The following is a 26,088-nucleotide window of genomic DNA, read 5'->3' as shown; positions in this document are numbered from 1 at the left end:
GACGCCAGGGAGGCGGAGATGAATCCTGAATCCCGCAAGCCGCCACAGGACGCGGTGACCGTGCGTCACCTACGCCTGGGCATCGGATCCGTCGGCATCGCACTGCCGGTCGTGCTCGTGGTCGGTCACCTGGTCGCGACCCGCCGGCTCACCCTGCTCGACTCGCTCAGCGGTTACTACCACACCGAGATGCGCGACGTCTTCGTCGGCTCGCTGTGCGCCGTCGGGGTGTTCCTGATCGCCTACCGGTACCGCCGGCCGGACGACGTGCTGGGCACCGTCGCCGGGGTGCTGGCGGTCGCGGTGGCCCTCTTCCCCACCACGGTGGGCGCACCGACCGGCACCATCAGCCACCGCGACGAGACGGTCGGCATGGTGCACCAGGTCGCCGCCGCGGCGCTCTTCGTGCTCCTCGCGGCCTTCTGCCTCTTCCTCTTCACCGGACCCGACCGGGTCGGGGTGCCGCCGTCCCGGACGGCCGTCCGGTTCTACCGCGTCTGCGGCGGGCTCATCCTGGCGGCGATCACGGTCGCGCTGGCGAGTACGCAGCTCTCCGAGGAGGTACGGCAGGCGCTCAAGCCGGTGCTGTGGTGCGAGACGGTCGCCGTGTTCGCCTTCGGGGCGGCCTGGGTGGCGAAGAGCGACGCGCTGTTCCGGGCCGCGGAGTCCATCGACGGGAGTAACGCGGAGCAGGACACCCGGCCCGCCGCACCGGCATCGCCCTGACCAGGAAAGGGCCGTCGGCCCCGGGCACAAGGACCCGGGCGGAGGGCACCGCGATCTTGTAGCGTGTGGTCGTGGCACGCAGCGTTTACCTGACCGGTGTGGGGTCGGGCGGTGGCAAGTCGACGGTCGCGCTCGGCCTGGCCGAGTTGCTCTCCCGGCAGGTCGAGCGGATCGGCGCGTTCCGGCCGTTGGTCCCCGGCACCGGCCCCGACCCGATCCTCGCCCTGCTCACCGAGCGCTACCGGGTGGAAGTGCCGATCGACGAGCTGCACGGCTCGACGTACGCGGAGGCCACCGCGCTGGTCGCCGAGGGGCGGCGGGGAGAGCTGATCTCCCGGATCGTGGCCCGCTACCGCGAGGTCGAGCGGCGCTGCCCGGCCGTGGTCGTGGTGGGCAGCGACTTCGCCGACGGGGACGGTGCCGGCCCCCGCGAGCTGGCCTTCAACGCCCGGCTGGCCACCGAGTTCGGCAGCGTGGTGGTGCCCGTGGTCGACGGGTTCGGGCAGCAGCCCGAGGCGATCGCGGCGGCGGTGCGCGGGGCGTACCACGACCTGCAGGACCTGGGCGCGACCGTGGTGGCCGTGGTGGCCAACCGGGTGCCCGGGCCGATGGAGCTGCCCGAGCTGCCCGTCCCCGCGTACGCGATCCCGGAGGTGCCGGCCGTGTCGGCGCCGACGGTGGCCGAGGTGGCGGCGGCGCTCGACGCCACCCTGCTCTCCGGCGACGAGGCCGCGCTCGAACGGGACGTGCTCGACTACGTGGTGGGCGCGGCGCACGTGCCCACCCTGATCGACCACCTGACCGACGGGGCGTTGGTGATCACCCCTGGCGACCGGGCCGACCTGCTGGTGGCGGCCGGCGCCGCGCACGTGGCCGGGCAGGTCTCCCTGGCCGGCCTGGTGCTCACCCTCGGCGAGCAGCCAGACCCGCGGGCGATGCGGCTGGTCGAGCGGCTGAACACCGGACTGGCCGTGCTCTCGGTGACCAGTGACAGCTACGACACGGTCGCGGCGTCCAGCCGGATCGAGGGCCGCCCCAGCACGGCGAACCCGCGCAAGGTGGAGGCGGCGATCGGCGCCTTCGAACGCTGCGTGGACACCGTCGACCTGGCCGGCCGGCTGCGGGTCAGCCGCTCCGAACGGGTCACCCCGCTGATGTTCGAGAACGACCTCATCGAACGGGCCCGGACGCGACGCCGGCGGCTGGTGCTGCCGGAGGGCGCGGAGGAGCGGATCCTGCGCGCGGCGGAGATCCTGCTCCGCCGGGGCGTCGCCGACCTCACCCTGCTCGGTCGCCCCGACGAGATCGCCCGGCGTACCCGGGAGCTGGGCGTGGACATCGGCGACGCGCAGGTGGTCGACCCGGTGACCAGCCCGTGGCGGGACGAGTTCGCCGCCGAGTACGCGCGGCTCCGCGCCCACCGGGGCCTGAGCCTCGAACTGGCCTACGACATCGTGGCCCAGTCCAACTACTTCGGCACGATGATGGTGCAGACCGGGCACGCCGACGGCATGGTCTCCGGGGCCACCCACACCACCGCGGCCACCATCCGGCCGGCCTTCGAGATCATCCGGACCGTGCCGGGCGTCTCGGTCGCCTCCAGCGTCTTCTTCATGCTGCTCGCCGACCGGGTGCTGGTCTATGGCGACTGCGCGGTCAACCCGGACCCGGACGCCGCCCAGCTCGCCGACATCGCCATCTCGTCGGCCGACACCGCGGCCCGGTTCGGCATCGAACCGCGGGTGGCGATGCTGTCGTACTCGACCGGCGAATCCGGCTTCGGCGCGGACGTGGAGAAGGTCGCGGCGGCCACCAAGCTGGTCCGGGAACGCCGGCCGGAGCTGCTGGTGGAGGGCCCGATCCAGTACGACGCGGCGATCGACCCGCAGGTGGCGGCCACCAAGCTGCCGGAGAGCCCGGTGGCGGGGCGGGCCACGGTGTTCATCTTCCCGGACCTGAACACCGGCAACAACACGTACAAGGCGGTGCAGCGGTCGGCCGGCGCGGTGGCGGTCGGCCCGGTCATGCAGGGCCTGCGGCGCCCGGTCAACGACCTGTCCCGGGGCGCCACCGTGCCCGACATCGTCAACACGGTGGCGATCACCGCCATCCAGTCCGCCGCGCCGTCGGAGGAGGTCGCGTGACCGACCGGATCCTGGTCCTGAACTGCGGGTCGTCGTCGGTCAAGTACCGGCTGTACGACGGTGAACAGGTCCGCGACAAGGGCCTTGTCGAGCGGATCGGCGAGCCGGGCGGCGGGCCGGTCGACCACGAGACCGCGGTGCGGGAGATCATCGACCGGCTCGACCTCGACGGGCTGGCCGGGGTCGGGCACCGGGTGGTGCACGGCGGCCGGAGGTTCAGCGCGCCGGTGCTGATCGACGACGAGGTCATCGCCGCGATCGAGGACCTGGTGCCGCTCGCACCGCTGCACAACCCGGCCAACCTGGCCGGCATCCGGGTGGCCCGGGAGGCGCTGCCGGACACCCCGCAGGTCGCCGTCTTCGACACCGCCTTCCACCACACGCTGCCCGAGGCCGCCGCCACGTACGCGATCGACCGGGACACCGCCGAGCGCTGGGGGGTCCGCCGGTACGGCTTCCACGGCACGTCGCACTCGTACGTCTCCCGGCGCACCGCCGAGCTGCTCGGCCGGCCGTACGCGGAGCTGAACACGATCACCCTGCACCTGGGCAACGGGGCGAGCGCCTGCGCGGTCCGTGGCGGGCGCAGCGTGGCCACCTCGATGGGTATGTCCCCGCTGGAGGGCCTGGTCATGGGCACCCGCAGCGGCGACCTGGATCCGACGGTCATCTTCCACCTGCGCCGCGAGGCCGGGATGGGCGTGGACGAGATCGACGACCTGCTCAACCACCGCAGCGGCCTGCTCGGGCTGACCGGGGCCAACGACATGCGCGAGGTGCTGGCCCGCCGCGACGCCGGCGACCCGGCCGCCGTGCTCGCCTTCGACGTCTACCAGCGCCGGATCACCGGGTACGTGGGCGCCTACTACGCCCTGCTCGGACGGGTCGACGCGGTCACCTTCACCGCCGGCGTCGGCGAGCACGCGGCACCGGTCCGGGCCGCGTCCCTGGCCGGCCTGGAGCGGCTCGGGATCGCGGTCGATCCGGCCCGCAACGACGGCAGCGGCGACCGGGTGATCTCACCGGACGGTGCCGAGGTCGCGGTCTGCGTGGTCAACACCGACGAGGAGCGCGAGATCGCCCGGGAGACCCGGGACGTGCTCGGCCAGCCCGGCTGAGCCGCCGGCGGGCGATCACACAGGCCGCCCGAAGGCAGCGACGGCTCCCCGACCGCGCAGCAGCGAACGGGCCGGGTAGGCGCCTCTCGGCAAACCACGACCGGGCGGTGTTCGTCCGGCCGTCCAGCCCGGACCCGGCGGCGGGGGCTCAGGCCAGCGCCAGCCAAACGACCAGGGCGATGACCACGACGGCGACGCCGATGCCGGCGATCAGCGGCAACCGGGAGGGGGCCTCCGCCGCCGCCGCTGCCGGCTCCGGCGACTCGACGAAGGCACGGAACTGCGCGGTGTTGCCGCTCGGGTCGGTGTAGTTCTCAGCCATGCGCGTGACCCTAGCGAAACTCGTCCACTCGGACGGTCCCGACGTGCCCGAGACGACAACACGGTCCGGCCGGTGGAGACACGTCGGCCGGGTGGCGGTGACGCCCGGTCCGGACGTCTGGGCCGTACCGGCCACCCGGCCGCCTACCGTGAAGGGGTGAGGGTGCAGCGGCTGGTCGCCGCGCTGGTGACGGCGCTGCTCGCCGGGTGTGGTCCGGCCACGACCGCCGCTCCCGGGCCGTCCACCAGCCAGCCCGCCCCGCAGCGGGCGTACGCCGTCGGGATGCGGCAGTTCGTCGTCGACCCGGGCGGCACCCGGCCGCTGCCGGTCACCGTCTGGTACCCGGTGGAGCCGGCCGCGCAGCCCGCCCCGGCCGCAACGGCACCCGGCCCCGCGCTCACTCGGCTGGCGGCACCCGCAGCCGCGCCGTCCCCGGGCCCGCCCGAGGTCCGGCCGGGTGCGCCGGTGGCCGCCGGACGCTTCCCGGTGGTGATCTACAGCCACGGGCTGCACAGCCTGCCCGAGCTGCACGCCCCGTTGACCACCCGCTGGGCCGCCGCCGGCTTCGTGGTGGCCGCGCCCACCTATCCGCGTACCAACCTGCGGGCGCGGGACTTCAGCCGGGCCGATGTCCGCAACCAGCCCGCCGACGGCTGGCGGCTGATCCGCCACCTGATCCGCCTCGACGCCCGCCGCGGCGACCCGCTCGCCGGGCACCTGGCCGTCAACCGGATCGGCGCGGCCGGACACTCGGCGGGCGGCTTCACCACGGCCGGCATGTTCACCTCCGGGCACCCGGCGCGGCTGCGCGCGGGGATCGTGATCGCCGGAGGTGGCCTGGCCGGCAGCTTCGCCGGTCCCGTCGCCCCGCTGCTGTTCGTGCACGGCAGCGCCGACCCGATCGTGCCGGAGTCCGTCGGCCGGGCCGGGTACGCCCGCGTGCTCGGGCCGGCCGCCTTCCTGAGCCTCCCCGGTCAGGGCCACGGCGAGTACCTGACCCCGGGCCGCCCCGGCTTCGCCCAGGTCCTCGCCGCCACCATCGACTTCCTCCGCTGGACCCTCTACGACGACCGGGCGGCCCTGCGCCGGCTCCCCATCGACGCCCAGCTCCCCGGCACCACCGCCCTCACCAGCCGCCTCCCCCGCTGACCCCGCCGACCCGCAACTCCATGATCAACCGGGTCGCTGCGGGGGCGGCGCGGGCGAGGTGTGGGCGGTAGCGTTGCGCGGGTGGACGGTGCGGGGCTGGCAGGGCGGCAACTCGACGCCATCCGCGAGGTGACCGGGCTGGCGGAACGAGCCGGCGTCGCGGTGTGGCTGCGCGGCGGCTGGGCGATGGACTTCCACCTCGGCGAGGTGACCCGGCCGCACGTCGACGTCGACTGGTACTGCTGGCGACGCGACGCGAACGCGCTGGCCGCCCTGCTCGGCGGGCACGGTTGGCGCCCGGACCCTCGGATGCCCGCCGACACCCAACTCGACCTGCTTCGGGGCGACGTGGAGCTGAGCTTCGCCTACCTGGACCGGGACGCCGACGGCCGGGTCGTGGTGGGCGCCGGGCCGTGGGCCGGCACGCCGCTGCCCGACCGGATGCTCGACGCTGAGCCGGGCCGCATCGGCCCGCTGTCCGCGCCGATCATCGGCGTGGCCGCGCAGATCGAGTTCAAGGAGATGTTCCCGGTCTGGATGCCGGCCCGGCCACGCCGCGCCAAGGACGCCGCCGACCTCGCCCGCCTCCGAAGCAGCGTGCCGGACCCGCGCGGACGGTGACCGGCCGGCCGCCCGGAGGATCGGGACCGGTGTGGGCTCAGGCGGTGTGGTCGATCACGACCTTGCCGAAGACGTCGCCCGAGGCGAGGCGGGCGAAGCCCTCCTCGATCCGGCTGAACGGCACCACGCTGTCGACCACCGGGCGTACCTGGTGCTCGGCGCAGAACGCGAGCAGCTCGGCGAGTTCGTCCAGGGTGCCCATCGAGGTGCCGAGGATCTCCAGCTGCATCGCGAAGACCCGGCGCAGGTTGACCTTGGGCTCGTGACCGGAGGTGGCGCCGGAGACGACGATCCGGGCCATCGGCGCGGCCGACTTCAACGAGTGGTCGAAGGTGGCCGCCCCGACCGTCTCGATCACCACGTCGACCCGCTCCGGCAGCCGGGCGCCCGGCTCCAGCGCGGTCGCGCCCAGCTCGGCGATCCGCTCCCGCTTCGCGGCGTCGCGGCTGGTCGCGTACACCCGCTTGCCGAGCGCGACGCCGAGCGCGACGGCAGCGGTGGCCACGCCCCCGCCGGCCCCCTGCACCAGCACCGACTCGCCGTCGGCCACCCGACCCTTGGTGGTGAGCATCCGCCACGCGGTGAGCCAGGCCGTGGGCAGGCACGCCGCGTCGGTCGCCGACAGGCCGGCCGGCAGCGGCAGCAGGTTCATCCGGGGTACGGCCACCCGCTCGGCGAACGTGCCGGAGAAGTGCTCGGAGAGGATGGAGATCCCGCGCGGGTCGCCCGGGGTGGGCACCACCGGGTAGATGACCACCTCGTTGCCGTCCGGGTCGGTGCCGACCGCGTCACAGCCGAGGATCATCGGGAGCTGGTCCCCGGTGAGCCCCACCCCGCGCAGTGACCAGAGGTCGTGGTGGTTGAGCGAGCTGGCCCGGACCCGCACGGTGACCCAGTCCGGATCGGGGTGGGTCGGCTCGGGCCGATCGCCGACGACAAGGGTGGTGAGCGGGTTGTCGTCGTCGAAGGCGGAGGCATAGGCAGCACGCATGATCGGCACCGTAACAAGGAGAGCGGGTGTTAAGAAGGGGCCCCTCCTAGACCAGATGCGTTAGGAAGGGGCCCTTCCTTACCGGCGGGCGACGCCGTCGCGGCGGGCAGCTTCGGCGACCGCCTCGGCGACGGCCGGGGCGACCCGCGGGTCGAGCGCCGAGGGCACGACGGCCTCCGCGGTGAGCGTCTCCGCGACCACGCCCGCGATGGCGTCGGCCGCGGCCACCTTCATCCCCTCGGTGATCCGCGTGGCCCGGGCGTCCAGCGCGCCCCGGAACACGCCGGGGAAGGCGAGCACGTTGTTGATCTGGTTGGGGTAGTCGCTGCGCCCGGTGGCGACCACCGCGACGTGCCGTGCGGCCACCTCGGGGTGCACCTCGGGCGTGGGGTTGGCGAGCGCGAAGACGATGCCACCGGAGGCCATCCCGGCCACCGCCTCCTCCGGGATCTGCCCGCCGGAGACGCCGACCAGCACGTCCGCGCCGCGCAGCGCCTCGGTGATGCCGCCCTGCCGGCCGTCGGCGTTGGTGGTCTCGGCCAGCTCGGCCTTGGTCCCGGTCAGCTCGCGGTGCCGGCCGATGATGCCCTTGGAGTCGCAGACAACCACCTGGTCCGGGTTCACTCCCCCGGCGATCAGCATCTTCGTCACCGCGACGCCGGCCGCTCCGGCCCCGCTCACCGCCACCCGCAGGTCGCCGAGCTTGCGGTTGAGCAGGGTCGCCGCGTTACGCAGCGCGGCCAGCACCACGATCGCGGTGCCGTGCTGGTCGTCGTGGAAAACCGGGATGGACAGCGCCTCGTCCAGCCGGCGTTCCACCTCGAAGCAGCGCGGCGCGCTGATGTCCTCCAGGTTGATCCCGCCGAACGAGGGGGCGAGCGCCCGGACCGTCGCGACGATCTCGTCCACGTCCTGGGTGTCCAGGCAGATCGGCACCGCGTCCACGCCCGCGAACTGCTTGAACAGCACCGCCTTGCCCTCCATCACGGGCAGTGCCGCGCGCGGGCCGATGTTGCCCAGGCCGAGCACGGCGGAGCCGTCGGTGATCACGGCGACGGTGTGCGAGATCCAGGTGTAGTCGTCGGCGAGGCCGGGGTCGGCGGCGATCGCCTCGCACACCCGGGCCACTCCCGGGGTGTACGCGAGGGACAGGTCTTCCCGGCTGGTGAGCGGCACGGTCGAGGTGACGGCCATCTTGCCGCCGGCGTGCAGCCGGAAGACGGGGTCAGCGAGGTCCGGGGTGGACGAAGGCATGGTGACTCCAGGATCTGTCGTGCAGACGGACCGGCCGGCTCGGCTCGCGATGGTCAGCGGCCAGCGGGGCGGCGGTGCGGGGGTCACCCGGGCACTTTCCGAGCATAGTCAGACACCCGTCACCCGTGTGTGAGCGGGGTCATATCCACCGCTGACGACCGCCGACCAGCCCGGGACGCGGCCAGTACCGGGCCACCACCCGGCCCCGCACGTCGGCCACCCCGTAGGCCCGGGAGTCGTCGGTGACCAGGTCGTTGTCGCCGCGTACCCACCAGCCGCCGTCCTGCTGGCGGACCGCGCGCTTGACGACGAGCAGGTCGGGGCGGCTGCGGAAGACCGCGACCACCACGTCGCCGGGACGTACCGCCCGACCGCCGGTACGCACCAGCACCGCGTCCCCGTGCCGCAGGGTCGGCGCCATGGAGGGGCCGGTGACCAGCACGGCCGCCAGCGGGCCGCGCAGCACTGGCGCGGCGGAGCCGTTCGGGGCACCCACCGGGTTTCACCTCCCGCCCGCCGGGGAGCATCTCCAGGAGTAATGTCGGCTTGGATCATCGCAAACATCCCATGGAGGACCCTGATGCGCCTTCCCCGCATCCTCACGCCCCGTGTGACCGTCAGCGCCCACTGCGACCTGCCGTGCGGCGTTTACGACCCCGCGCAGGCCCGGATCGAGGCCGAGTCGGTCAAAATGATCTGCGAGAAGTACCAGTCCAACACCGACCCGGAGTTCCGCACGCGGGCGATCCTGATCAAGGAGCAGCGGGCCGAGCTGGTCAAGCACCACCTCTGGGTGCTCTGGACCGACTACTTCAAGCCGGCCCACTTCGAGAAGTACCCCCACCTGCACCAGCTCTTCAACGAGGCCACCAAGCTGGCCGGCTCCGCGGGCGCCAAGGGCGCGACCGACCCGTCCAAGGCCGACGAGCTGCTCGCCAAGATCGACGAGATCTCGAAGATCTTCTGGGAGACCAAGCAGGCGTGACCCTGGCTGACCAGGCACCGACGATCCGGCCGGCGCGTCCCGAGGACGTGCCGGCCGTCGTCGCGATGGTGCACGAACTCGCCGACTACGAGCGGGCCCCCGAGCAGTGTCACCTGACCGAGGAGCAGCTCGCCGCCGCGCTCTTCCCGACCGCACCGGGGAGCGCGCCCGCGCTCTTCGGGCACGTCGCGATGGACGCGACGGGGCAGCCGGTGGGCTTCGCCCTCTGGTTCCTCAACTTCTCCACCTGGGAGGGCGTGCACGGCCTCTACCTGGAGGACCTGTACGTCCGGCCGGCCGCCCGGGGCACCGGCGTCGGCCGCCGCCTGCTCGCCACCCTGGCCGCGATCTGCATCGAGCGCGGCTACCGGCGGCTGGAGTGGTGGATGATCCACTGGAACCCGGCGGCCCGCTTCTACGCGTCCATCGGGGCGACGCCCATGGACGAGTGGGTCCCGTACCGGCTCACCGGCGGGGCGTTACACGAACTCGCCGGGAAGGCGACGGTCGTCACATAGCCCGACACCTGACCGGGTAGAGTCCCCGACCGGGGGGATGAGGCGTGACTCAACTGACCGGCCAGCCGACGACCGACGACGATGTCGTGCACCTCACCGTGCCTGCCGACGGCGGCTATCTCGCCGTGCTGCGCACCGCCACGGCCGGCCTCGCGGCCCGGCTCCAGTTCGCCCTCGACGAGATCGAGGACCTGCGCATCGCAGTCGACGAGGCGTGCGCGATGCTGCTCGCCATCGCCACCCGGAACGCCGAGTTGGAGTGCCGGTTCGCGGTCACCGAGGACGCCCTCACCGTCGAGGTGACCGTGCCCGCGGTTCGGGGGGCCGCGCTCCCCTCCCAGTCGTCCTTCGCCTGGAAGGTGCTGACCGCACTGACCACCGAGGCGTCCGCCCGGGCCGCCGACGGCCGGGCCACCATCTCCCTGCTGACCCGCCGCTCCGGCTACTGACCGGCCCGCCGCCGCCCCGTGGGGGGTACGGATCAGTGGAAGCCGAGCGCGCGGTTGGTCGGGGAACTCACCAACAGCCCGCTGACCCCGAGGCCGAGCGCGATCAGCGGCAGCCCCAGCCAGCCCAGCCCGCCCTGGATCATGTACCAGCCCAACGGCAGCAGCATGAGCTGAAGCACGATGGCCGGTGCCCGGGCGCCCGCCCGGCGGCGTACCAGCGCACCGCCGAGGGCCCAGAGCGCCGCCGCCCCGGCCACCGCGAACCCGGTCACCCACAACGCCGAGGTGAGGTCGGTGCTGCGCGCGGTCAGGTCGGACCAGATCAGCCACGCCGCGACCAGGCCGAGCGCCACCGCTTCGGTGCGCAGCAGCCGGACCGCCCAGCGGAGTGCGGCAGGGACCGGGTCGGAGTCGATCGTCACGGCCGACACGATACCCGTGGGTAGGCGCGGTACAGTGCCGCCCATGCGGGCCGTCCTGGTGGTCAACCCGAAGGCCACCACCACCAGCGAGCGCAGCCGGGACGTCCTGGTCCGGGCGCTACGCAGCGAAGTCGACCTGTCGGTGCGCTACACCCGCCGACGGGACCATGCCACTGACCTGGCCCGGGAGGCCGCCGAGGAGGGCGTCGACCTGGTGGTCACGCTCGGCGGCGACGGCACGGTCAACGAGGTGGTGAACGGTCTGATGACCGCGGACCCGCCGACCTTCCGCACCGGGGCGACCTCGGCGGAGCGGCTGCCGGCCCTGGCCACGGTCCCGGGTGGTTCGACCAACGTCTTCGCCCGTGCGCTCGGCCTGCCACGTGAGTGGGCCGACGGGGCCAGCATGATCCTGGAGGGGCTGCGCCTGGGCCGGTCCCGCACCGTCGGCCTGGGCCGGGCGGACGACCGCTACTTCACCTTCTGCGCCGGCTTCGGGATCGACGCGGCGGTGATCCACCGGGTCGAGCAGGCCCGCCGACGGGGCCGGGTGTCCACGCCGGCGCTCTATCTGCGCTCGACGGTGAGCCAGTACTTCCTCGCCTCGGACCGCCGGCATCCCTCGATCACCTTGGAGCGCCCGGGCGAAACCGCGGAGACCGAATTGGCCACCGTCATCATCCAGAACACCGCGCCTTGGACCTATCTGGGTGAGCGGGAGATCAACCCGAACCCGGATGCGTCATTCGATCTTGGGCTGGACGTGCTCGCGATGCGGCAACTCCGGGTGGGCAGCACCGCACGCACGGTGACGCAATTCTTCTCCAGTCGGCCCGACCCGCACGGCCGCCAGGTGCTCCAGCTGCACGACGCGCCGGAGTTCACCCTGCTCTCGGCCCGTCCGCTGGCCTTCCAGCTCGACGGGGACTACCTGGGCGAGCGGGAGAAAGTCAGATTCACATCCGTTCCGGCCGCACTGAGAGTAATCTGTTAGGTCTCGGGTACTCCCGTCGGTTGACGCGGCTACCGCCGCCCCCAAGGCGACCCGCCACACCGACGAAAGGTGCCGGAAATGTCAGCAATGTCACGCAGACTGTACTACATTGATCCTCAACTGTGGTACGCCGGGTAACCAGAGCGCTCTGAAACCCGGACAAAAGGGTGGTGAGCCCGCTCACTGTTCGGAGTTTTTCCGAGCGGCACCCTTGACATCCCTGTAGTTCGTGAAAGTATTCACAAGCAAACTTGAGTTACCGGGACATTGCCTGGATATGCTCGGCAGGTTGAGCTCTTCCAGCAGGTCCCGACACCCGCAGCCCGCTCACGCAGCGCCGAATTGATGGATGCTGACCGTCACCAATCGGCAACGCGGATGCATATCGGGAAAGCACCAAAGCGTTTATCTGGCCACCCACTTAAGAATGAGGAGTGTTGCCGCCATGGACTGGCGCCACGATGCCGTCTGCCGCGACGAGGACCCGGAGCTGTTCTTCCCGATCGGGACGTCCGGCCCGGCCCTCCTGCAGGTGGAGCAGGCCAAGGCCGTCTGCCGGCGCTGCCCGGTGACCGACCACTGCCTGCAGTGGGCGCTGGAGTCCGGTCAGGACGCCGGCGTCTGGGGTGGGATGAGCGAGGAGGAGCGCCGCGCGGTTAAGCGCCGCGGCGGCTTCCGGGTGCTGCGCGCTCACTCTGCCTGATCGCACCAACGCAAGCCACACGCCCCGGCCGGGTCACCGGCCGGGGCGTCTTGCTGCGCCGCCCCCACCGACCGACCGATCACCCGAGTCGGGCGTCGACCCGACGCAGGACCAGATCGGCGAGTTCGGGGAGGTCGGTGAGCGGGTCGGCGACCGCGACCGCACCAGCCGCACCCGCACCGGCCCGCACGGCGTCGTGGAACAGGCCCGGGGCCAGGAAGTAGGCGGCCACCGCCACCCGGCGCGCCCCGCCGGCCCGCAGTTTCGCCACCGCGACGCCGGCCCCCGGGGGCGCCGCCGAGGCGTACGACACGCGGCAGTGGACGCCCAACTCGGCGCTGAGGGCCGCCGCGACCCGCCCCACCGAGCCGCGCGCCCGGGAGTCCCGGGTGCCCGCCGCGGCCAGCACCAGAGCGTCGTACCCGCCGGGCGCCACCTCGGCCAGCCGGCGACGCAACCCGCCCAACAACGCGCCGTCCACCCGCCCGTCCGCCGGCCCGAGCACGTCCGTGACCCGTACGTCGATCGCCGGCCCGCCCTGCCCGACCGCGGCCACGGCCGCCGGGATGTCCACCCTCCGGTGGTACGCGGCGGTCAGCAGCAACGGCACCAGCACCGCCCGGGGGTGACCGGCGGCGGCGAGGTCCCGCAGCACGGCGGTCGGGCCGGGCTCGGTGTGGTCCAGCCAGCTGGGCAGCACGGTGGTGCCGGGGCGGGCGGCCGCCACGGCCCGGGCCAGCGCCCGGGTCGCCTCGGCCGCCCGCGAGTCACGACTGCCGTGCGCGACCAGCACCACCGGTGGATCGGCGCTCAGGTGTGCAGGCCGCACTCGGTCTTCTCGAACATCGCCCACCGGCCCGCCCGCGGATCCTCCCCCGCCTTCGTCCGGCGGGTGCAGGGCCAGCAGCCGACCGAGCCGTAACCCCGGCCGAACAGCTCGTTGACCGGGATGTCGTAGCGGGCGATGTAGGCGTCCACGTCGCGCTGGGTCCAGGCGGCGATCGGGTTCACCTTGACCTTGCCGCGCCGCGGGTCGAAGGCCACCACCGGGGTGTTGGCCCGGGTCGGCGACTCATCCCGGCGCAGCCCGGCCGCCCAGGAGTCGTACCCGGTCAACGCCCGCTCCAGCGGCTCGACCTTGCGCAGTTGGCAGCACTCGTCCGGCGACCTGCTGAACAGGCGGGGGCCGTACTCGCCGTCCTGCTGCCCGACGGTCATCCGCGGCCGGATCGACCGCACGTTCACCGGCAGCCGCCGGGCCACCTCGTCGCGCACCCGCAGCGTCTCCGGGAAGTGCAGCCCGGTGTCCAGGAAGACCACGTCGACGCCCGGCGCGACCCGGGAGACCAGGTGGGCCAGCACGCCGTCGGCCATCGAGCTGGTCACGCAGAACCGGTCGCCGAAGGTCTCGGCGGCCCAGCGGGCGATCTCCAGCGCGGGGGCGTCCGCCAGAGCGCGGGCGGCCTCCTCCGCCAACGCGCGCAGTTCCTCCGGGTCTCGCCGCGCCGGGTCGGCGGGTGCCGAGCCGCCGACCCCGACCAGGCCCAGGCCGACGGCGGAAGCCAGGCCGCTCATCGCGCCACCCCCCGGCTGAGCAGGCCGGTGAACTTCACCGTGAAGACCCGCGCGCAGGCGTGGCACTCCCAGGCGCCGTGCCCGGCCTCGCTCGGCCGCAGGTCCTCCTCGCCGCAGTACGGGCAGTACAACGGCACGGATCGGACATCACTCATCGGGTCACCTCGCTACGCTCGGCGCCACGATGAGCCATCAAGGCGCTGAACTGGCTGATTCGCTCGCTACGCCCGCTCATCGGAGTTCCTCCTCGTCGACCCTGATCACCCAGTTGGCGAAGGTCTCGCCCTCGGCCCGGCCGGCCAGGTAGCGACGGGCCAGCCGTTCCACGTACTCGGGAAGCTGATCGGCGGTGGTCTTCAGGCCACGCAGCTTGCGGCCGAAGCCGGCGGTCTGCCCCTGCGCCATGCCGAGGCCGCCGCCCAGGTGCACCTGGAAGCCCTCCACCTGCCGGCCGTCCGGGCCGACCACCAGCTGGCCCTTGAGGCCGATGTCGGCGACCTGGGTGCGGGCGCAGGCGTTCGGGCAGCCATTGAGATGGATGGAGATATCGGCGTCGAAGTCGCGCAGCCGCTCCTCCAGCCGGGCCACCAGTTCCTCGCCGCGGGCCTTGGTCTCGACGATGGCCAGCTTGCAGAACTCGATGCCGGTGCAGGCCATGGTGCCGCGCCGCCAGGCCGACGGCCGCGCCTCCAGGCCGATCCGGCGCAGCTCCGCCACCAGCGAGTCGGTCCGCTCCGGCGCCACGTCCAGCACCAGCAGCTTCTGGTACGGAGTGAGCCGCACCCGGCCGCTGCCGTGCGCCTCGACCAGGTCGGCGAGCCGGGCGAGCTGCGGCCCGGAGACCCTGCCCACCACCGGGGCGGCACCGACGTAGTTGCGGCCGTCGCGCTGGGCGTGCACACCGATGTGGTCGACCGGCCTCGCCGGCAGCTCCGGGGCCGGGCCGTCGAGCAGCGTACGACCCAGGTATTCCTTCTCCAGCACCTCGCGGAACTTCTCCACCCCCCAGTCGGCGACCAGGAACTTCAGCCGGGCCCGGTTGCGCAGCCGGCGGTAGCCGTAGTCGCGGAAGATGCCGACCACGCCGGCCCAGACGTCCGGCACCTCGGCCAGCGGCACCCAGACACCGAGGCGCTTGGCCAACATCGGGTTGGTGGAGAGGCCGCCGCCGACCCAGAGGTCGAAGCCGGGGCCGTGCTCCGGGTGCTCCACCCCGAGCAAGGCGATGTCGTTCGCCTCGTACGGCGTGTCCACCAGCCAGGAGATCGAGGTCTTGAACTTGCGGGGCAGGTTGGAGAACCGCTTGTCACCGACGTACCGGCGGACGATCTCGTCGAGCGCCGGGGTCGGGTCGAGCACCTCGTCCCGGGCCACCCCGGCGACCGGGCTGCCCAGCACGACCCGGGGGCAGTCGCCGCACGCCTCGGTGGTCTGCAGGCCGACCTCTTCCAGCCGGCGCCAGATCTCCGGCATGTCCTCGACCCGGATCCAGTGGAACTGGATGTTCTGCCGGTCGGTGATGTCGGCGGTGTCCCGGGCGAACTCCCGGGAGATGTCCGCGACGACCCGGAGCTGAGCCAGGTTGAGCTCGCCGCCGTCCACCCGGACCCGGAGCATGAAGAACTCGTCCTCCAGCTCGTGCGGTTCCAGCACGGCCGTCCGCCCGCCGTCGATGCCCGCCTTGCGCTGGGTGTAGAGCCCCCACCAGCGGAACCGGCCGCGCAGGTCCTGCGGGTCGATGGAGGCGAAGCCCCGGTGGGCGTAGATGGTCTCGATCCGGGCGCGAACGTTCAGCGGATCGTCGTCCTTCTTGATCCGCTCGTTGGGGTTGAGCGGCTCGCGGTGCCCGAGCGCCCACTGCCCCTCGCCCCGGGGACGGCGGGGCGCCCGGGTGGCGGGCGGGTTCTCGGACCGGGTGGGGGTACTGCTGACCGCCATCGCGGCGTCCTCCGTTGTCTCCTGTGCCCGGGAGCGCATACGCGGCGGCCGGCCCTGTTGGAAAGGGCCGCGGACGGCGATGTCGGAGACGGCCGGCGCGCGGGCGCGCCCGAGACAAATGGGTCGGGCGTCGTCAGTGGGCCGGACAGATCGCGCTGCGCACGCGGCCGTAATCAACGTGGCGACGGGCCACGAAGCGGCGGACGACAGCGGCGGTCATGGGCTCATGCTCCCACATCGATCGGCTGCCGGCCAACGGCCGGAAGTGTGATCCCACATCACGGGCCACCCCTACCCATCGACGGTCGTGCGCAGCCAGCCATGATCCACTCCGCGTGCGGCAGTCGGGCGTTGACGGACGGTGAGCGCGCGGCAGGCGGGGCGTTGACGCACGGTGAGCGCGCGGCGTGCGGCCACCCGAGTCGATCAGCCGGGAATCGGCGGACCGGCCCGGGAGCACGGCCACTGTGTGACGCTGCGGAATGTGAGCACAGCCTCGGAGTCCGGACCGGCCGGGACGACCGGTGCCCGCCGAGGCTGGCTGGTCTGGTGCCCGCCGGCCCTGCTCACGCTGGCGGTCACCCTCACCGGGATCGGCCACGCCCAGCCGTGGCGCGACGAGCTGGCGACCTGGAGCGCCGCCGCGCGCCCGGTCGGCGACCTGGTCCGGCTGGCCGGCACGATCGACGCCGCGACCGGGCCGTACTACCTGTTGCTGCACGGCTGGATCGCGCTGGCCGGCGCCTCGCCGACCGCGCTGCGGCTGCCGTCCGCGCTCGCCATGGCCGGGGCCGCCGCGCTCACCGCCCAACTCGGCGCACGGCTCGCCGGCCCCCGGGCCGGACTGCTGGCCGGGCTGCTCCTCGCCGTCCTCCCGAGCACCTCCCGGTACGGCCAGGAGGCCCGCCCGTACGCCCTCGCCGCGCTGCTCGCCGTGGCCGCCACCCGCCTACTGGTCGTGGCGCTACGCCGGCCGACGTGGCGGCACTGGGCCGGTTACGCCCTCGCCGTGGCCGCCCTCGGGCTGACCCACCTGATCGCCGTGACCCTGCTGACCGCGCACGGGCTCGTGGTGCTGCTCGCCGCGACGCGCGGCCCGACGGAAGCCGGCCTCAGCGGGTCGGCGAACCCCGGCGAAGCGGAGGCCGGCGGCCCGGGCGGCCGGACCGGCCCCGGTGCGACGGCCGGTCGGGGCGGAGCGGGGACGGGCCGGCGGTGGGCCCGTCCCGGCCTGCTCTGGCGGTGGCTGGCGGCGATGCTGCCCGGCCTGCTGCTGGTCACCCCGCTGGTGCTGCTCGCCGGGTCGCAACGGTCCCGGCAGCTCGACTGGGTGGACCTGGCCCGCCCCGCCGACCTGACCGGGCTGCCCAGCGGGTTGGCGCAGAGCGGGGTGCTGGGCGGACTGCTGGTCGGTCTCGCCACGCTCGGCGCGGGGCGGCTCGGCCGGCGGGCCCTGCTGCCCGGGGCCGCCGTCCTGTTGCCGGTGCTGCTGCTCTTCGCCGCCGGCACGGCCGTGCCGCTGTGGGTGGCCCGGTACCTGTTCTTCACCGTCCCGTTCGCGTGCCTGCTGGCCGGGGCGGCGCTGGCCGGCGTACGCCTCGCGCCGGCGCTCGCCGTGGTGGCGCTGGCCGGGGCGCTCGGCCTGCCCGACCAGGCGGCGCTGCGCCGTACGCACGAGTGGCCGCGTACCGCCCCCGTCGACTACCGGGGCGCGGCACAGGTGATCGCCGCGCACGAGCGGCCGGGCGACGCGATCGTGTACTCGCCCCGGGACAGTTGGCTCTTCCTCGACCTGGGGATGGCCTACCACCTGGGGTCGCGGCAGCCCCGTGACGTGTTGACGGTCCGCGACCAGGGGCAGCGCGCCGACCTCTGGGCCAGCGAGTGCACCCGCCCCGCGACGTGCCTGGCCGGCGTGAACCGGGTCTGGCTGGTGGTCGCCGGCCGGCGTACCGACCCGCTCGCCACCGTTCCCGCCGCCAAGGGCACCGCCCTCCGCGACAACTTCACCGTCGCACAGGTCTGGCCCCGCCCCGGCCTGACGGTCGCCCTCCTCACCCGCTGACCCTCACCCCATCCCTCGCCCTCGCCCTCGCCCTCGCCCTCGCACCAAGATCCATACAACTTCATGGAAAGAGTGCCCTCGACGCGCCGGGAAGCCACTCTTTCAGTGAATTTGTGCGGCTCTTGAGCACGCGGGGGTGGGGAGGGGGCGGGGGCCGGGGGGGAGGGGCGGGGGGTTAGGGGGTTAGGCGGTCGGTGGGGGTGCGGGCCAGGGGGACGACCAGGACGGCCTCGGTGCCGCCGGTGGCGCCGTTGCGGAGCTCGATGGTGCCGCGCAGCTCGCCGGTGATCAGGGCCCGGACGATCTGGAGACCGAGGTTGCCACCGCGCTCGGCGTCGAACTGCTCGGGCAGTCCGCGTCCGTTGTCCGCCACCGAGACGTGCAGCTGCTTGCGGAACCGGTGCGCGGAGACCACCACCTCGGGCCTCCCCGCGCCGTCCGGGCTGGCCGGACCCTCCTCGCCGGTCGGCGGGAACCCGTGCTCGACGGCGTTGAGCAGCAGCTCGTTGAGGACCATCACCAGGGAGGTGGCGATCTCGGCGGGCAGTACGCCGAAGCTGCCCTGCCGGCGCATGCCGACCGTCACCTCGGTGGCCGCGACCTCGGTGGCCGCGCTGGCCACCCGGTCGACGATGCCGTCGAACTCGACCGCCTCGTCGCTGGACATGGAGAGCGTCTCGTGCACCAGCGCGATCGAGGCGACCCGGCGGACGGACTCCTCCAGGGCGACCCGGGCCTCCGGCATGCCGACCCGGCGGGCCTGGAGGCGGAGCAGCGCGGCGACGGTCTGGAGGTTGTTCTTCACCCGGTGGTGGATCTCCCGGATGGTGGCGTCCTTGGTGATCAGGGCACGGTCGCGTCGGCGTACCTCGGTGATGTCGCGGACCAGCACCAGCACGCCGATCGGCACGCCGGCTGGCATCAGCGGCAGCGCGCGGGTGAGCACGGTCGCGCCCCGGGCGTCGATCTCCCGCCGGGGCGGGGCCTCGCCACGCAGCGCGGCCAGCACCGCGTTGCCCGCGTCGGTGCCTTCGAGCGGGTCGCCGGCCAGCCGGCGGTGCAGCTTGGCCAGGTCCTCCCCCACCAGATGGGAGGCGTAGCCCATCCGCCGGTACGCGGACTGCGCGTTCGGGCTGGCGTAGGTGACCTTGCCGTTGGCGTCGAGCCGCACCAGGCCGTCGCCGACCCGGGGCGCCGAGGTGGTCTCGCCCGGATGCCGGGGCGGCGGAAAGGTGCCGTCGGCGATCATCTGGGCCAGGTCGTCGGCCGTGGTCAGGTAGTTCAGTTCGAGTTGGCTGGGCGTCCGCGCGGTGGAGAGGTTGGTGTCCCGGCCGACCACGGCGATGACCTCGCCGGACTCCCCGTCGGCGGTGCGCAGCCGCACCGGGATCGCCTCGTGCCGGGCGGGCACGTCGCCGTACCAGACCGGGTCGCCCTCCCGCCAGATCCGGCCCTGCCGGTGGGCGACCTCCAGGTGCGCCACCTCCGGCCCGCCGATGATCCGGCCGACCTGGTCGTCGAGGTACGCGGTCGGCGCGGTCGTCGGGCGGACCTGGGCCACGCAGAGGAACGTGCCGTCGCCGTCCACCGGCACCCAGAGCAGCAGGTCGGCGAAGGACATGTCGGAGAGGAGCTGCCAGTCGCCGGCGATCCGGTGCAGGTGGTCGATGTCGGCCGGCCGGAGCTGGGTGTGCTCCTCGGCGAGCTCACGGAGGGTGGACACGCTGAACAGCGTGCCACGCCGGGCGTCACATCGTCGCGGTGACCTTCTTCAACCCGCGCGGTGAGTCGGGGTCCTCGCCGCGGGTCAGCGCCAGGGCAAGCGCGAGTCGCTGGAGCGGGAGAATGTCCAGCAGCGGGGCGTACCGCTCGTCGACCTCGGGCACCGGCATCCGGGCGGTCGCCTCGACGTCGGCGGAGCCGACCACCACCACGTCGGCGCGGCGCTCGCCGAGCCGGGGCAGCACCTCGCGCATCGCCTGCCCGCCGGGGCCGGACCCGACCACGGCGAGCACCGGCACGTTGGGGTCGGTCATGGCGAGCGGGCCGTGCAGCAGGTCGGCGCCGGAGAAGGCGAGCGCCGGCAGGTACGAGGTCTCCATCAGCTTCAGCGCCGCCTCCCGGGCCGTCGGGTAGGCGTATCCCCGACCGGTGGTGACGAGCCGGGCGGCGAACCGGTAGCGCGGGGCGAGCTGCGCCGGGGTGGCGTCGGACAGGGTGCGCTCGGCCAGCTCGGGCAGGCGGGCGAGGGCCTCTCGCTCCTCGGCGGGGAGCACACCGTCGCCGGCGCGTACGCCCTCGACGAGCATCAGCAACGCGAGCAGCTCGGCGGTGTACGTCTTGGTGGCGGCGACCGCCCGCTCGTGCCCGGCGGCGATGTCGACGCTCAGCTCGGCGGTGCGTACCAGCGGCGAGTCGGGGTTGTTGGTGACGGCGAGGGTGAGCGCGCCGGAGGCGCGGGCCACCCGCAGCACCTCGGCCAGGTCGGGCGAGCCGCCGCTCTGGCTGACCCCGACCACGAGGGCGTCGGAGAGGTCGGGCCGGGCGCCGAAGACGGTGATCGTGCTCGGCGAGGCGAGGCCGGCGGGAAGGCCGAGCCGGATCTCGGTCAGGTACGCCGCGTAGAGCGCCGCGTGGTCGGAGGTGCCCCGGGCGGTGAACACCACGTGGCGGGGCCGGCGCTCGGCGATCACCGCCGCGACCTGGGCGATCGCCCCGGCGTGCTCGGCGGAGAGCAGGCGGTCGTAGCCGGCCGGCTGCTCGGCGATGTCGGCGGCCATCCCGGCCCCTGGACGCGTCACGAAGAGACCCCTTCCTGCGCGATTGCCGCGCGATCGATGCTCAGTCTTGCACTTTTCGGCAGCAACGAGCAACGGAACGAACAGTAGTGCGCAGCGGATCACCATGTGGACACTTGATCCCCTACGCTTGCCCGACCGGCCGACCACCGAGAGGACGACGTGCCCGAGGACGATCCCGCGCTCTCCGCGGTGGAGGAGCTGGCGTTGGCCCGGCTGGCACTGGACGAGGGGGATCTGCCGCACGCCGCGGGGCACGTCGCCGCCGCCATCGTCCAGGCCCCGACGCTGCCCGAGGTGCACGAGACGCTCGCCCGGGTGTCCGCGGCCAGCGGCGGCGACCTGGAACTCTTCCCGCTCGGCCACCGCGCCTTCGTCGGCGCGGTGGTGGCCCGCGCCCACCTGCTCGCCGCCGCGGGGCGGCCCGCGGAGGGGCTCGACCTGCTGGCCGCGGCAACCGGCTACGCCCCCGACGCCGACTGGGCCGGGGTGCCCTGGGTGATCGCCCCCGAGCTGCCCGAACGACTCGAACCCGAGCGGACCGCCCGGATCCTCATGCAGCTCTGCGCGGCGGTGTCCGACCCGGTTCCGCGCCGGCTACGCGAGCCGCTGCGGCCGTACCTCACGCTGGCCCGCAACGCGGTCACCGCGCACCCCGGCCACCCGCTGCTGCTCGGCGCGGCGTCCGCGCTGGCCCGGCGCCTCGGCGAGGCCGCCCTCGCCGTCGGCTGGGCCACCCGAGGGGTACGCGCACAGCCCAGCAAGCTCGGCGAGGTCTGGCTCGGGTACGCGTACCGCAGCGCCGGCCGGATCCGGGAGGCTCTCGCCGCGCTCGGCCGGGCCGTCGCGCACGACCCCGACGACCTCGCGGTCTACGCCGACATCGCCGGCACCCTCGCCGACCACGGCCGGCTCGACGAGGCGCTGGACTGGATCGACCGGGCTCTCACCAAGGACCCCACGTTCGACTGCGCGGTGCACACCGCGCACCGGCTGCGCTTCCAGCGCGACGGGGACGTGACCCACCTGGTGGCCCTGACCGACTTCGTGCGGGACCACCCGGACGACAGCCACGAGCACGGCGACCTGGCCGAGTGCTGCCGCGCCCGGCCCTGGCTCGGGCAGCTGACCCCGGCCATCGGGCCGGTGCCGGACGCGCTGCGCCGGGCCGTCGCCGCGCAGGGCACCGGCCGGATCGCCGTACGCGTCGACGCGCTCGAACCGCCCAGCGCGGTGCGCACCGCGGCGGCCGTGCCAGGGCTGGACGTCGAGGTGACCGCGGTCACCGGCCCGGAGCCGCGGGAACCCCTGCGGGCCCCCACCCGCCCCCTCTGGCGGTACGACGGCACCACCGCGACGCCCGCCCTGCCGGAGCCCTCGGCCGAGGCCGCGGAGCGGATCCGGCAGCTCGCCCACCCGGCCTGGCCCCACCCACCGGCCGCGTACGACGCTGCGGTCGGGCTGGCCACGCTGGACCTGACCGACCTGCTCGGCCTGCTGGTGCATCCGCCCGAGGCCCCGCCGACCGCGCTGGGCCGGGCGCTCGCCGGCCAGGACCCGTCGCTCTGGGTGCGTTGCGTCCAGGTCTGGGCCTGCCTGGGCCTGCTGCACCACCGCACCGACGAGCCGTGGCCGGAGTCCACCCGCCGTCGGGTGCTGCTGGAGCTGGTCTGGGACGTGACGGACTGGGTCACCGAGGCGGCACTGTTCGCGCTGGTCACCGCCGCCTGGGTCGACCCTGCCGTACGCCCCGACGTGGCCGGGGTGATAGCCGAGCGGCTCGCCGACGCGGCGGCCGTGGCCCGGGAGCGCCGAATGCCGATCGTGGTGTCGCTGGCGCACCTGGCGCTGGCCACCCCGGACGTCGACCCGCCCACCCGCGACCTGGCCCGCACGCTGATCGCCGCCGCGTCGGCCGACACCCCGACCACACCCTGGCGCCGATTCCGGCGCCGCCTGGCCGCCCTCTTCCACCGCGCCTGACGCCTCGCCCTCGCCCCTCGCGCCCGCAACTCGGGCGGAGACGGCGCGGCCACGCCGTACCCCTGACGGGGCTCGGCGTGGCCGCGGAGCTTGCGGGTCAGACGGTGGGCGCGCTGCCGAGGGCGACCTCGGCCTGTTCCTCGGTGGCCGCGGCGGCCGGGGCCTCGTTCACCGAGCGGAGCGGAACCTCCTTGATGAACCAGGCGAGCACCGGCACCGCGACGGTGAAGAAGACCGCCCAGACGAAGACGTTCGAGATGGCGTCGGAGAGCCCGCCGAGCACGATCTGGCGCATCGGCCCGGTCAGCTGCTTGAGCTTCTCCAGGTCGGGCTGGCCGCCACCGCCACCACCGCCGAACGCGGCTCCGGCGGGCGAGCTGGCGAGCCGGTTGGCGAAGATCGCACCGAAGAGCGAGACGCCGAACGAGCCGCCGATCGAGCGGAAGAAGGTGGCCGCGCCGCTGGCCGCGCCGAGGTCCTTCTGCGCCACGCTGTTCTGCGCGATCAGCATCGAGGTCTGCATGAGGAAGCCCATGCCGACGCCGAGCACGATCATGTAGAGCGAGGACTCGGTCTTGCTGGTGTCGAGGTCCAGCAGGGTCAGCAGGCCCATGCCCGCGACCATCGCCACGCCGCCGATGATCGGGAAGGCCCGGTAGCGGCCGGTCTTGGTGATGGTGCGGCCGACCACCAGCGAGACCACCAGCATGCCGAACATCAGCGGGAGCAGCAGCAGGCCGCTGTTGGTGGCCGAGGCACCCTGCACGGTCTGCTGGAAGAGCGGCAGGAAGCTCATCGAGCCGAACATCGCGAAGCCGAGCAGGAAACCGATCACCGAGATGAGGGCGAAGTTCCGGTTGGCGAAGAGCCCCAGCGGCAGGATCGGCTCGGGCGCCCGCCGCTCGACGAAGCCGAAGGCCACCAGGGTCACCGCGGCGAGGGCGGCCAGGCCGAGGATCTGCGGGGAGATCCAGTCGTACTCGTTGCCACCCCAGGTGGTGACCAGCACGATCGCGGTGATGCCGACGGAGAGCAGCGCGGCCCCCAGCCAGTCGATCTTGTGCTCGGTGCGGTATTTCGGCAGGTGCATGGTGGTGGCCAGGACGAGCAGGGCGAGGCCGCCGAGCGGCAGGTTCACGTAGAACGCCCAGCGCCAGGAGAGGTGGTCGGTGATGAAGCCGCCGACCAGCGGGCCGGCCACCATGGCGATGGCCATGATGCCGGCGATCATGCCCTGGTAGCGGCCCCGCTCCCGGGGCGGCACCAGATCACCGATGATCGCCATCACACCGACCATCAGGCCGCCGGCGCCGAGGCCCTGGACGGCGCGGAACGCGATCAGCTCGATCATGCCGTCGTTGACTCCGCCGAGGAGGCTGGAGCCGGACATGCCGCAGAGCGCGGAGCCGATCAGGAAGATGACCACAGAGGTCAGGAAGACGGTCTTGCGGCCGTAGAGGTCGCCGAGCTTGCCCCAGATCGGGGTCGAGACCGTGGTGCCCAGCACGTACGCGGTGACCACCCAGGTGAAGTGGCCGGCCCCGCCGAACTCGAAGACGATCCGCGGCAGCGCGGTACTGACGATCATGTTGTCGAGCATCGCGAGCATCATCGCGATCATCAGGCCGAACAGGACGACCCGGACACCGGGTCGGGCTGCCGCCTGGGCTGGCTGCGTCATGGGTGAAATCCCCCGAAGTGTGATCGACTTACTTGCCGCCCGGCTAGTTTCCTTACTAGCCGTACGGTAAGCTGGTCAAAAGGATTGGTCAAGCAAGTTGGGTGGTGCACACACGTGAGGGAGAGCACAGGCGGCACGCGGGAGCGTATTCAGGCCGTCGCGCTGGAGCTCTTCACCGAGCAGGGGTATGAAAAGACCTCGCTCCGGGAGATCGCGGAGCGGCTCGGGGTGACCAAGGCCGCCCTCTACTACCACTTCAAGAGCAAGGACGAGATCGTCAGCAGCTTCGTCGAGGACCGGCTGCGCCGGATGGACGAGCTAATCGCGTGGGCCCGCACCCAGCCCGCCACGCTGGCCACCCGCCGGACGCTGATCGGCCGGTACGCGGAGGCGATGTTCGGCAGCGACCTGACCGCCGTGATGCGCTTCTTCGAGCAGAACCAGACCGTGCTGAAGAGCCTCGTCGCCGGGCAGCAGATGCGGGAGCGGATGATGCGCCTCGCCAACGAGCTGTGCCGGGGCGACGACACGCCGGCCGCCCAGCTGCGGGCCGCGCTGACCCTCTTCGCCGTGCACAGCAGCTGGTTCGCGGTCCGCGCGCCGGACATCACCGACGACGAGCGCCAGAAGATCGCCCTCGAGGTGGCCGACGAACTGCTGGCGAAGATCGGCTCCGACGACTGAACCGCGCCCGCCTCCCCGATTCGGGTGGGCGGCGGCGCCATCGGTCAGCCCCGGGTGAGGTCCAGGCGCAGGCCCAGCAGCTGCACGCCGGGCAGCGGCGACCAGTCCTTCGCCGGCACCCGGACGAAGCCGAGCCGCGCGTAGAGGCGGTGCGCCGCGTCGGCCATGCCGGCGCGTACGCAGATCACCACGGCCGAGCAGCCCAGCTCGGCCGCCCGGGCCACGCAGGCGCGGACCAGGGCCACCCCGGCGCCGCGCCCCTGCGCCGCCGGGTCGACCGCGAGCATCCGGAACTCGGCCTCCCCGGGACCGGACAGCTCGGCGTACGGGGTGCCGGGCAGCACGAACGTGACCGCGCCCAGCACCTCGCCGGTGGCCCCGTCGACGGCGACCAGCACCTCGCCCGTCTCCGCCCGGGCGGCCACGTCGGCGAGCACCACACCGTAGCCGTGCTCGCCCTTGAGCTGGCCGTCCGCCTCGTAGGCGGCGACCGTCAGGCGGGCCACCGCCGGATGGTCGGCCGGCTCCGCCCGACGAACCAGGAGGCCGGTCAACCGATCACCGCGATCAGGTCACCGTCCTGCACCACGTCGCCCTCGTTGACCGCGATCTGCTGCACGACGCCGTCGGACTCGACGACGACCGGGATCTCCATCTTCATCGACTCCAGGATCACCAGCGTGTCTCCTTCGGAGACGCTGTCCCCAGCCGACGCGACGACCTTCCAGACGTTCGCCACCATCTCGGCGCGGATCTCCTCGGCCATCCTGACGACCCTCCCTCTCCACCGGTGTTCCTGCGAACGGTATCCAATCTTGACTTCCTCCACCCGCCCGAAAAATGCGGGGGATTCCCTCCCCTCACAGGGCGGACCTTCCTGCTTCATCGGCGATCGCCCCCGGGACGAACCCAAGCCGAGGTCTTACACCGCCTCCACAGGCATCACATCCCGCCAGCCCGGCGGTAGA

27 protein-coding genes are annotated in these 26,088 nt (G+C 73.3%); 13 read left to right on the top strand and 14 right to left on the bottom strand.

The features are described from left to right. Positions 1-18: 18 nt before the first annotated feature. The 3 genes from ACIRG9_RS24415 to ACIRG9_RS24405 all read left to right on the top strand — a co-directional run bounded on the left by ACIRG9_RS24415 (position 19) and on the right by ACIRG9_RS24405 (position 3,988). Positions 19-726: a DUF998 domain-containing protein gene (locus tag ACIRG9_RS24415; protein WP_402860187.1), complete on the top strand. Its 708-nt coding sequence runs from the start codon at positions 19-21 to the stop codon at positions 724-726. Between the two features lie 71 nt (positions 727-797). Further along, on the top strand, positions 798-2,870 hold the full coding sequence (pta, locus tag ACIRG9_RS24410; protein WP_402860184.1) for a phosphate acetyltransferase: 2,073 nt from the start codon (positions 798-800) through the stop codon (positions 2,868-2,870). After that, positions 2,867-3,988, top strand: coding sequence for an acetate/propionate family kinase (locus ACIRG9_RS24405; protein ID WP_402860181.1), 1,122 nt, complete (start codon positions 2,867-2,869; stop codon positions 3,986-3,988). Before pta ends, ACIRG9_RS24405 begins: the two co-directional genes overlap by 4 nt. Before the next feature lie 148 nt (positions 3,989-4,136). On the opposite strand, the gene ACIRG9_RS24400 is transcribed toward ACIRG9_RS24405, so the two are convergent. Then, positions 4,137-4,310 (bottom strand): hypothetical protein, encoded by a 174-nt coding sequence (locus ACIRG9_RS24400; protein ID WP_402860178.1) that lies wholly within the window; start codon positions 4,308-4,310, stop codon positions 4,137-4,139. A 156-nt stretch (positions 4,311-4,466) separates the two neighbouring features. On the opposite strand from ACIRG9_RS24400, the gene ACIRG9_RS24395 reads away from it, so the two are divergent. Then, entirely contained in the window at positions 4,467-5,459 is a 993-nt protein-coding gene (locus ACIRG9_RS24395; protein ID WP_402860175.1) for an alpha/beta hydrolase family protein, read from the top strand. A gap of 81 nt (positions 5,460-5,540) precedes the next feature. After that, entirely contained in the window at positions 5,541-6,080 is a 540-nt protein-coding gene (locus ACIRG9_RS24390; protein WP_402860172.1) for a nucleotidyltransferase domain-containing protein, read from the top strand. 37 nt (positions 6,081-6,117) lie between these two features. Here the strand turns inward: ACIRG9_RS24390 and ACIRG9_RS24385 are convergent, their stop codons facing one another. From ACIRG9_RS24385 to ACIRG9_RS24375, 3 genes are all read right to left on the bottom strand, one after another. Then, on the bottom strand, positions 6,118-7,080 hold the full coding sequence (locus ACIRG9_RS24385) for a zinc-binding dehydrogenase (RefSeq protein ID WP_402860169.1): 963 nt from the start codon (positions 7,078-7,080) through the stop codon (positions 6,118-6,120). A 69-nt stretch (positions 7,081-7,149) separates the two neighbouring features. After that, positions 7,150-8,325: an NADP-dependent malic enzyme gene (locus ACIRG9_RS24380; protein WP_402860166.1), complete on the bottom strand. Its 1,176-nt coding sequence runs from the start codon at positions 8,323-8,325 to the stop codon at positions 7,150-7,152. Between the two features lie 139 nt (positions 8,326-8,464). After that, positions 8,465-8,821 carry a S26 family signal peptidase gene (locus tag ACIRG9_RS24375; RefSeq protein ID WP_402860163.1) on the bottom strand — a complete coding sequence of 119 codons (357 nt, stop codon included), beginning with the start codon at positions 8,819-8,821 and terminating at the stop codon, positions 8,465-8,467. Between the two features lie 84 nt (positions 8,822-8,905). On the opposite strand from ACIRG9_RS24375, the gene sodN reads away from it, so the two are divergent. The 3 genes from sodN (at position 8,906) to ACIRG9_RS24360 (ending at position 10,277) form a co-directional block, all read left to right on the top strand. Continuing rightward, positions 8,906-9,310 carry a superoxide dismutase, Ni gene (sodN, locus tag ACIRG9_RS24370; protein WP_402860160.1) on the top strand — a complete coding sequence of 135 codons (405 nt, stop codon included), beginning with the start codon at positions 8,906-8,908 and terminating at the stop codon, positions 9,308-9,310. 65 nt (positions 9,311-9,375) lie between these two features. Then, positions 9,376-9,828 (top strand): GNAT family N-acetyltransferase, encoded by a 453-nt coding sequence (locus ACIRG9_RS24365; protein ID WP_402860607.1) that lies wholly within the window; start codon positions 9,376-9,378, stop codon positions 9,826-9,828. Positions 9,829-9,872: 44 nt separating this feature from the next. Then, positions 9,873-10,277: an ATP-binding protein gene (locus ACIRG9_RS24360; RefSeq protein WP_402860157.1), complete on the top strand. Its 405-nt coding sequence runs from the start codon at positions 9,873-9,875 to the stop codon at positions 10,275-10,277. A 32-nt stretch (positions 10,278-10,309) separates the two neighbouring features. On the opposite strand, the gene ACIRG9_RS24355 is transcribed toward ACIRG9_RS24360, so the two are convergent. Further along, positions 10,310-10,699 (bottom strand): hypothetical protein, encoded by a 390-nt coding sequence (locus ACIRG9_RS24355; protein WP_402860154.1) that lies wholly within the window; start codon positions 10,697-10,699, stop codon positions 10,310-10,312. Positions 10,700-10,742: 43 nt separating this feature from the next. On the opposite strand from ACIRG9_RS24355, the gene ACIRG9_RS24350 reads away from it, so the two are divergent. Next, the gene (locus ACIRG9_RS24350; RefSeq protein ID WP_402860151.1) at positions 10,743-11,693 is read left to right on the top strand and encodes a diacylglycerol/lipid kinase family protein; all 951 of its coding nucleotides are present in this window, start codon (positions 10,743-10,745) and stop codon (positions 11,691-11,693) included. Positions 11,694-12,138: 445 nt separating this feature from the next. Beyond that, positions 12,139-12,396 (top strand): WhiB family transcriptional regulator, encoded by a 258-nt coding sequence (locus ACIRG9_RS24345; protein WP_402860604.1) that lies wholly within the window; start codon positions 12,139-12,141, stop codon positions 12,394-12,396. Positions 12,397-12,475: 79 nt separating this feature from the next. Here the strand turns inward: ACIRG9_RS24345 and ACIRG9_RS24340 are convergent, their stop codons facing one another. The 4 genes from ACIRG9_RS24340 to ACIRG9_RS24325 form a co-directional block, all read right to left on the bottom strand. Beyond that, on the bottom strand, positions 12,476-13,225 hold the full coding sequence (locus tag ACIRG9_RS24340) for a sirohydrochlorin chelatase (RefSeq protein WP_402860148.1): 750 nt from the start codon (positions 13,223-13,225) through the stop codon (positions 12,476-12,478). Next, a complete protein-coding gene (locus tag ACIRG9_RS24335) occupies positions 13,207-13,971 on the bottom strand; it encodes a phosphoadenylyl-sulfate reductase (protein WP_402860146.1) in 765 nt (254 codons plus the stop codon). The genes ACIRG9_RS24340 and ACIRG9_RS24335 overlap by 19 nt, the downstream gene beginning before the upstream one ends. Then, a complete protein-coding gene (locus tag ACIRG9_RS24330; RefSeq protein WP_402860144.1) occupies positions 13,968-14,126 on the bottom strand; it encodes a hypothetical protein in 159 nt (52 codons plus the stop codon). Before ACIRG9_RS24330 ends, ACIRG9_RS24335 begins: the two co-directional genes overlap by 4 nt. Positions 14,127-14,202: 76 nt before the next feature. Further along, positions 14,203-15,909, bottom strand: coding sequence for a nitrite/sulfite reductase (locus ACIRG9_RS24325; protein WP_402860142.1), 1,707 nt, complete (start codon positions 15,907-15,909; stop codon positions 14,203-14,205). Positions 15,910-16,393: 484 nt separating this feature from the next. Between ACIRG9_RS24325 and ACIRG9_RS24320 the strand changes: the two genes are divergently transcribed. Then, the gene (locus ACIRG9_RS24320; protein WP_402860139.1) at positions 16,394-17,974 is read left to right on the top strand and encodes a glycosyltransferase family 39 protein; all 1,581 of its coding nucleotides are present in this window, start codon (positions 16,394-16,396) and stop codon (positions 17,972-17,974) included. A 175-nt stretch (positions 17,975-18,149) separates the two neighbouring features. Here ACIRG9_RS24320 and ACIRG9_RS24315 read toward each other — a convergent pair whose 3' ends face one another. Next, a complete protein-coding gene (locus ACIRG9_RS24315) occupies positions 18,150-19,697 on the bottom strand; it encodes a sensor histidine kinase (RefSeq protein WP_402860136.1) in 1,548 nt (515 codons plus the stop codon). A 25-nt stretch (positions 19,698-19,722) separates the two neighbouring features. Then, positions 19,723-20,754 (bottom strand): SIS domain-containing protein, encoded by a 1,032-nt coding sequence (locus ACIRG9_RS24310; protein WP_402860601.1) that lies wholly within the window; start codon positions 20,752-20,754, stop codon positions 19,723-19,725. A gap of 180 nt (positions 20,755-20,934) precedes the next feature. On the opposite strand from ACIRG9_RS24310, the gene ACIRG9_RS24305 reads away from it, so the two are divergent. Further along, positions 20,935-22,755 (top strand): tetratricopeptide repeat protein, encoded by a 1,821-nt coding sequence (locus tag ACIRG9_RS24305; protein WP_402860133.1) that lies wholly within the window; start codon positions 20,935-20,937, stop codon positions 22,753-22,755. 97 nt (positions 22,756-22,852) lie between these two features. Here the strand turns inward: ACIRG9_RS24305 and ACIRG9_RS24300 are convergent, their stop codons facing one another. Then, on the bottom strand, positions 22,853-24,436 hold the full coding sequence (locus ACIRG9_RS24300) for an MDR family MFS transporter (protein WP_402860130.1): 1,584 nt from the start codon (positions 24,434-24,436) through the stop codon (positions 22,853-22,855). Positions 24,437-24,550: 114 nt separating this feature from the next. Between ACIRG9_RS24300 and ACIRG9_RS24295 the strand changes: the two genes are divergently transcribed. Beyond that, complete coding sequence (locus tag ACIRG9_RS24295) at positions 24,551-25,120, top strand: TetR/AcrR family transcriptional regulator (protein ID WP_402860127.1); 570 nt, start codon at positions 24,551-24,553, stop codon at positions 25,118-25,120. 44 nt (positions 25,121-25,164) lie between these two features. On the opposite strand, the gene ACIRG9_RS24290 is transcribed toward ACIRG9_RS24295, so the two are convergent. Both ACIRG9_RS24290 and ACIRG9_RS24285 read right to left on the bottom strand, forming a co-directional pair. Continuing rightward, the gene (locus ACIRG9_RS24290) at positions 25,165-25,674 is read right to left on the bottom strand and encodes a GNAT family N-acetyltransferase (protein WP_402860124.1); all 510 of its coding nucleotides are present in this window, start codon (positions 25,672-25,674) and stop codon (positions 25,165-25,167) included. Then, entirely contained in the window at positions 25,671-25,886 is a 216-nt protein-coding gene (locus tag ACIRG9_RS24285; protein ID WP_402860121.1) for a biotin/lipoyl-binding carrier protein, read from the bottom strand. The genes ACIRG9_RS24290 and ACIRG9_RS24285 overlap by 4 nt, the downstream gene beginning before the upstream one ends. Positions 25,887-26,088 lie beyond the last annotated feature (202 nt).

The organism is Micromonospora sp. NPDC093277 (genome assembly GCF_044765245.1).
Classification (GTDB): Bacteria; Actinomycetota; Actinomycetes; order Mycobacteriales; family Micromonosporaceae; genus Micromonospora.
The sequence above is the reverse complement of the archived record's forward strand: the minus strand, read 5'-3'. Positions and strand labels throughout refer to the sequence as shown.

Coding starts and splice junctions, on each gene's coding strand:
- ACIRG9_RS24415 (WP_402860187.1), top strand. CDS start 19: ATGAATCCTGAATCCCGCAAGCCGCCACAGGACGCGGTGACCGTGCGT.
- ACIRG9_RS24400 (WP_402860178.1), bottom strand. CDS start 4,310: ATGGCTGAGAACTACACCGACCCGAGCGGCAACACCGCGCAGTTCCGT.
- ACIRG9_RS24380 (WP_402860166.1), bottom strand. CDS start 8,325: ATGCCTTCGTCCACCCCGGACCTCGCTGACCCCGTCTTCCGGCTGCAC.
- sodN (WP_402860160.1), top strand. CDS start 8,906: ATGCGCCTTCCCCGCATCCTCACGCCCCGTGTGACCGTCAGCGCCCAC.
- ACIRG9_RS24365 (WP_402860607.1), top strand. CDS start 9,376: ATGGTGCACGAACTCGCCGACTACGAGCGGGCCCCCGAGCAGTGTCAC.
- ACIRG9_RS24350 (WP_402860151.1), top strand. CDS start 10,743: ATGCGGGCCGTCCTGGTGGTCAACCCGAAGGCCACCACCACCAGCGAG.
- ACIRG9_RS24345 (WP_402860604.1), top strand. CDS start 12,139: ATGGACTGGCGCCACGATGCCGTCTGCCGCGACGAGGACCCGGAGCTG.
- ACIRG9_RS24335 (WP_402860146.1), bottom strand. CDS start 13,971: ATGAGCGGCCTGGCTTCCGCCGTCGGCCTGGGCCTGGTCGGGGTCGGC.
- ACIRG9_RS24330 (WP_402860144.1), bottom strand. CDS start 14,126: ATGAGTGATGTCCGATCCGTGCCGTTGTACTGCCCGTACTGCGGCGAG.
- ACIRG9_RS24325 (WP_402860142.1), bottom strand. CDS start 15,909: ATGGCGGTCAGCAGTACCCCCACCCGGTCCGAGAACCCGCCCGCCACC.
- ACIRG9_RS24310 (WP_402860601.1), bottom strand. CDS start 20,754: ATGGCCGCCGACATCGCCGAGCAGCCGGCCGGCTACGACCGCCTGCTC.
- ACIRG9_RS24300 (WP_402860130.1), bottom strand. CDS start 24,436: ATGACGCAGCCAGCCCAGGCGGCAGCCCGACCCGGTGTCCGGGTCGTC.
- ACIRG9_RS24285 (WP_402860121.1), bottom strand. CDS start 25,886: ATGGCCGAGGAGATCCGCGCCGAGATGGTGGCGAACGTCTGGAAGGTC.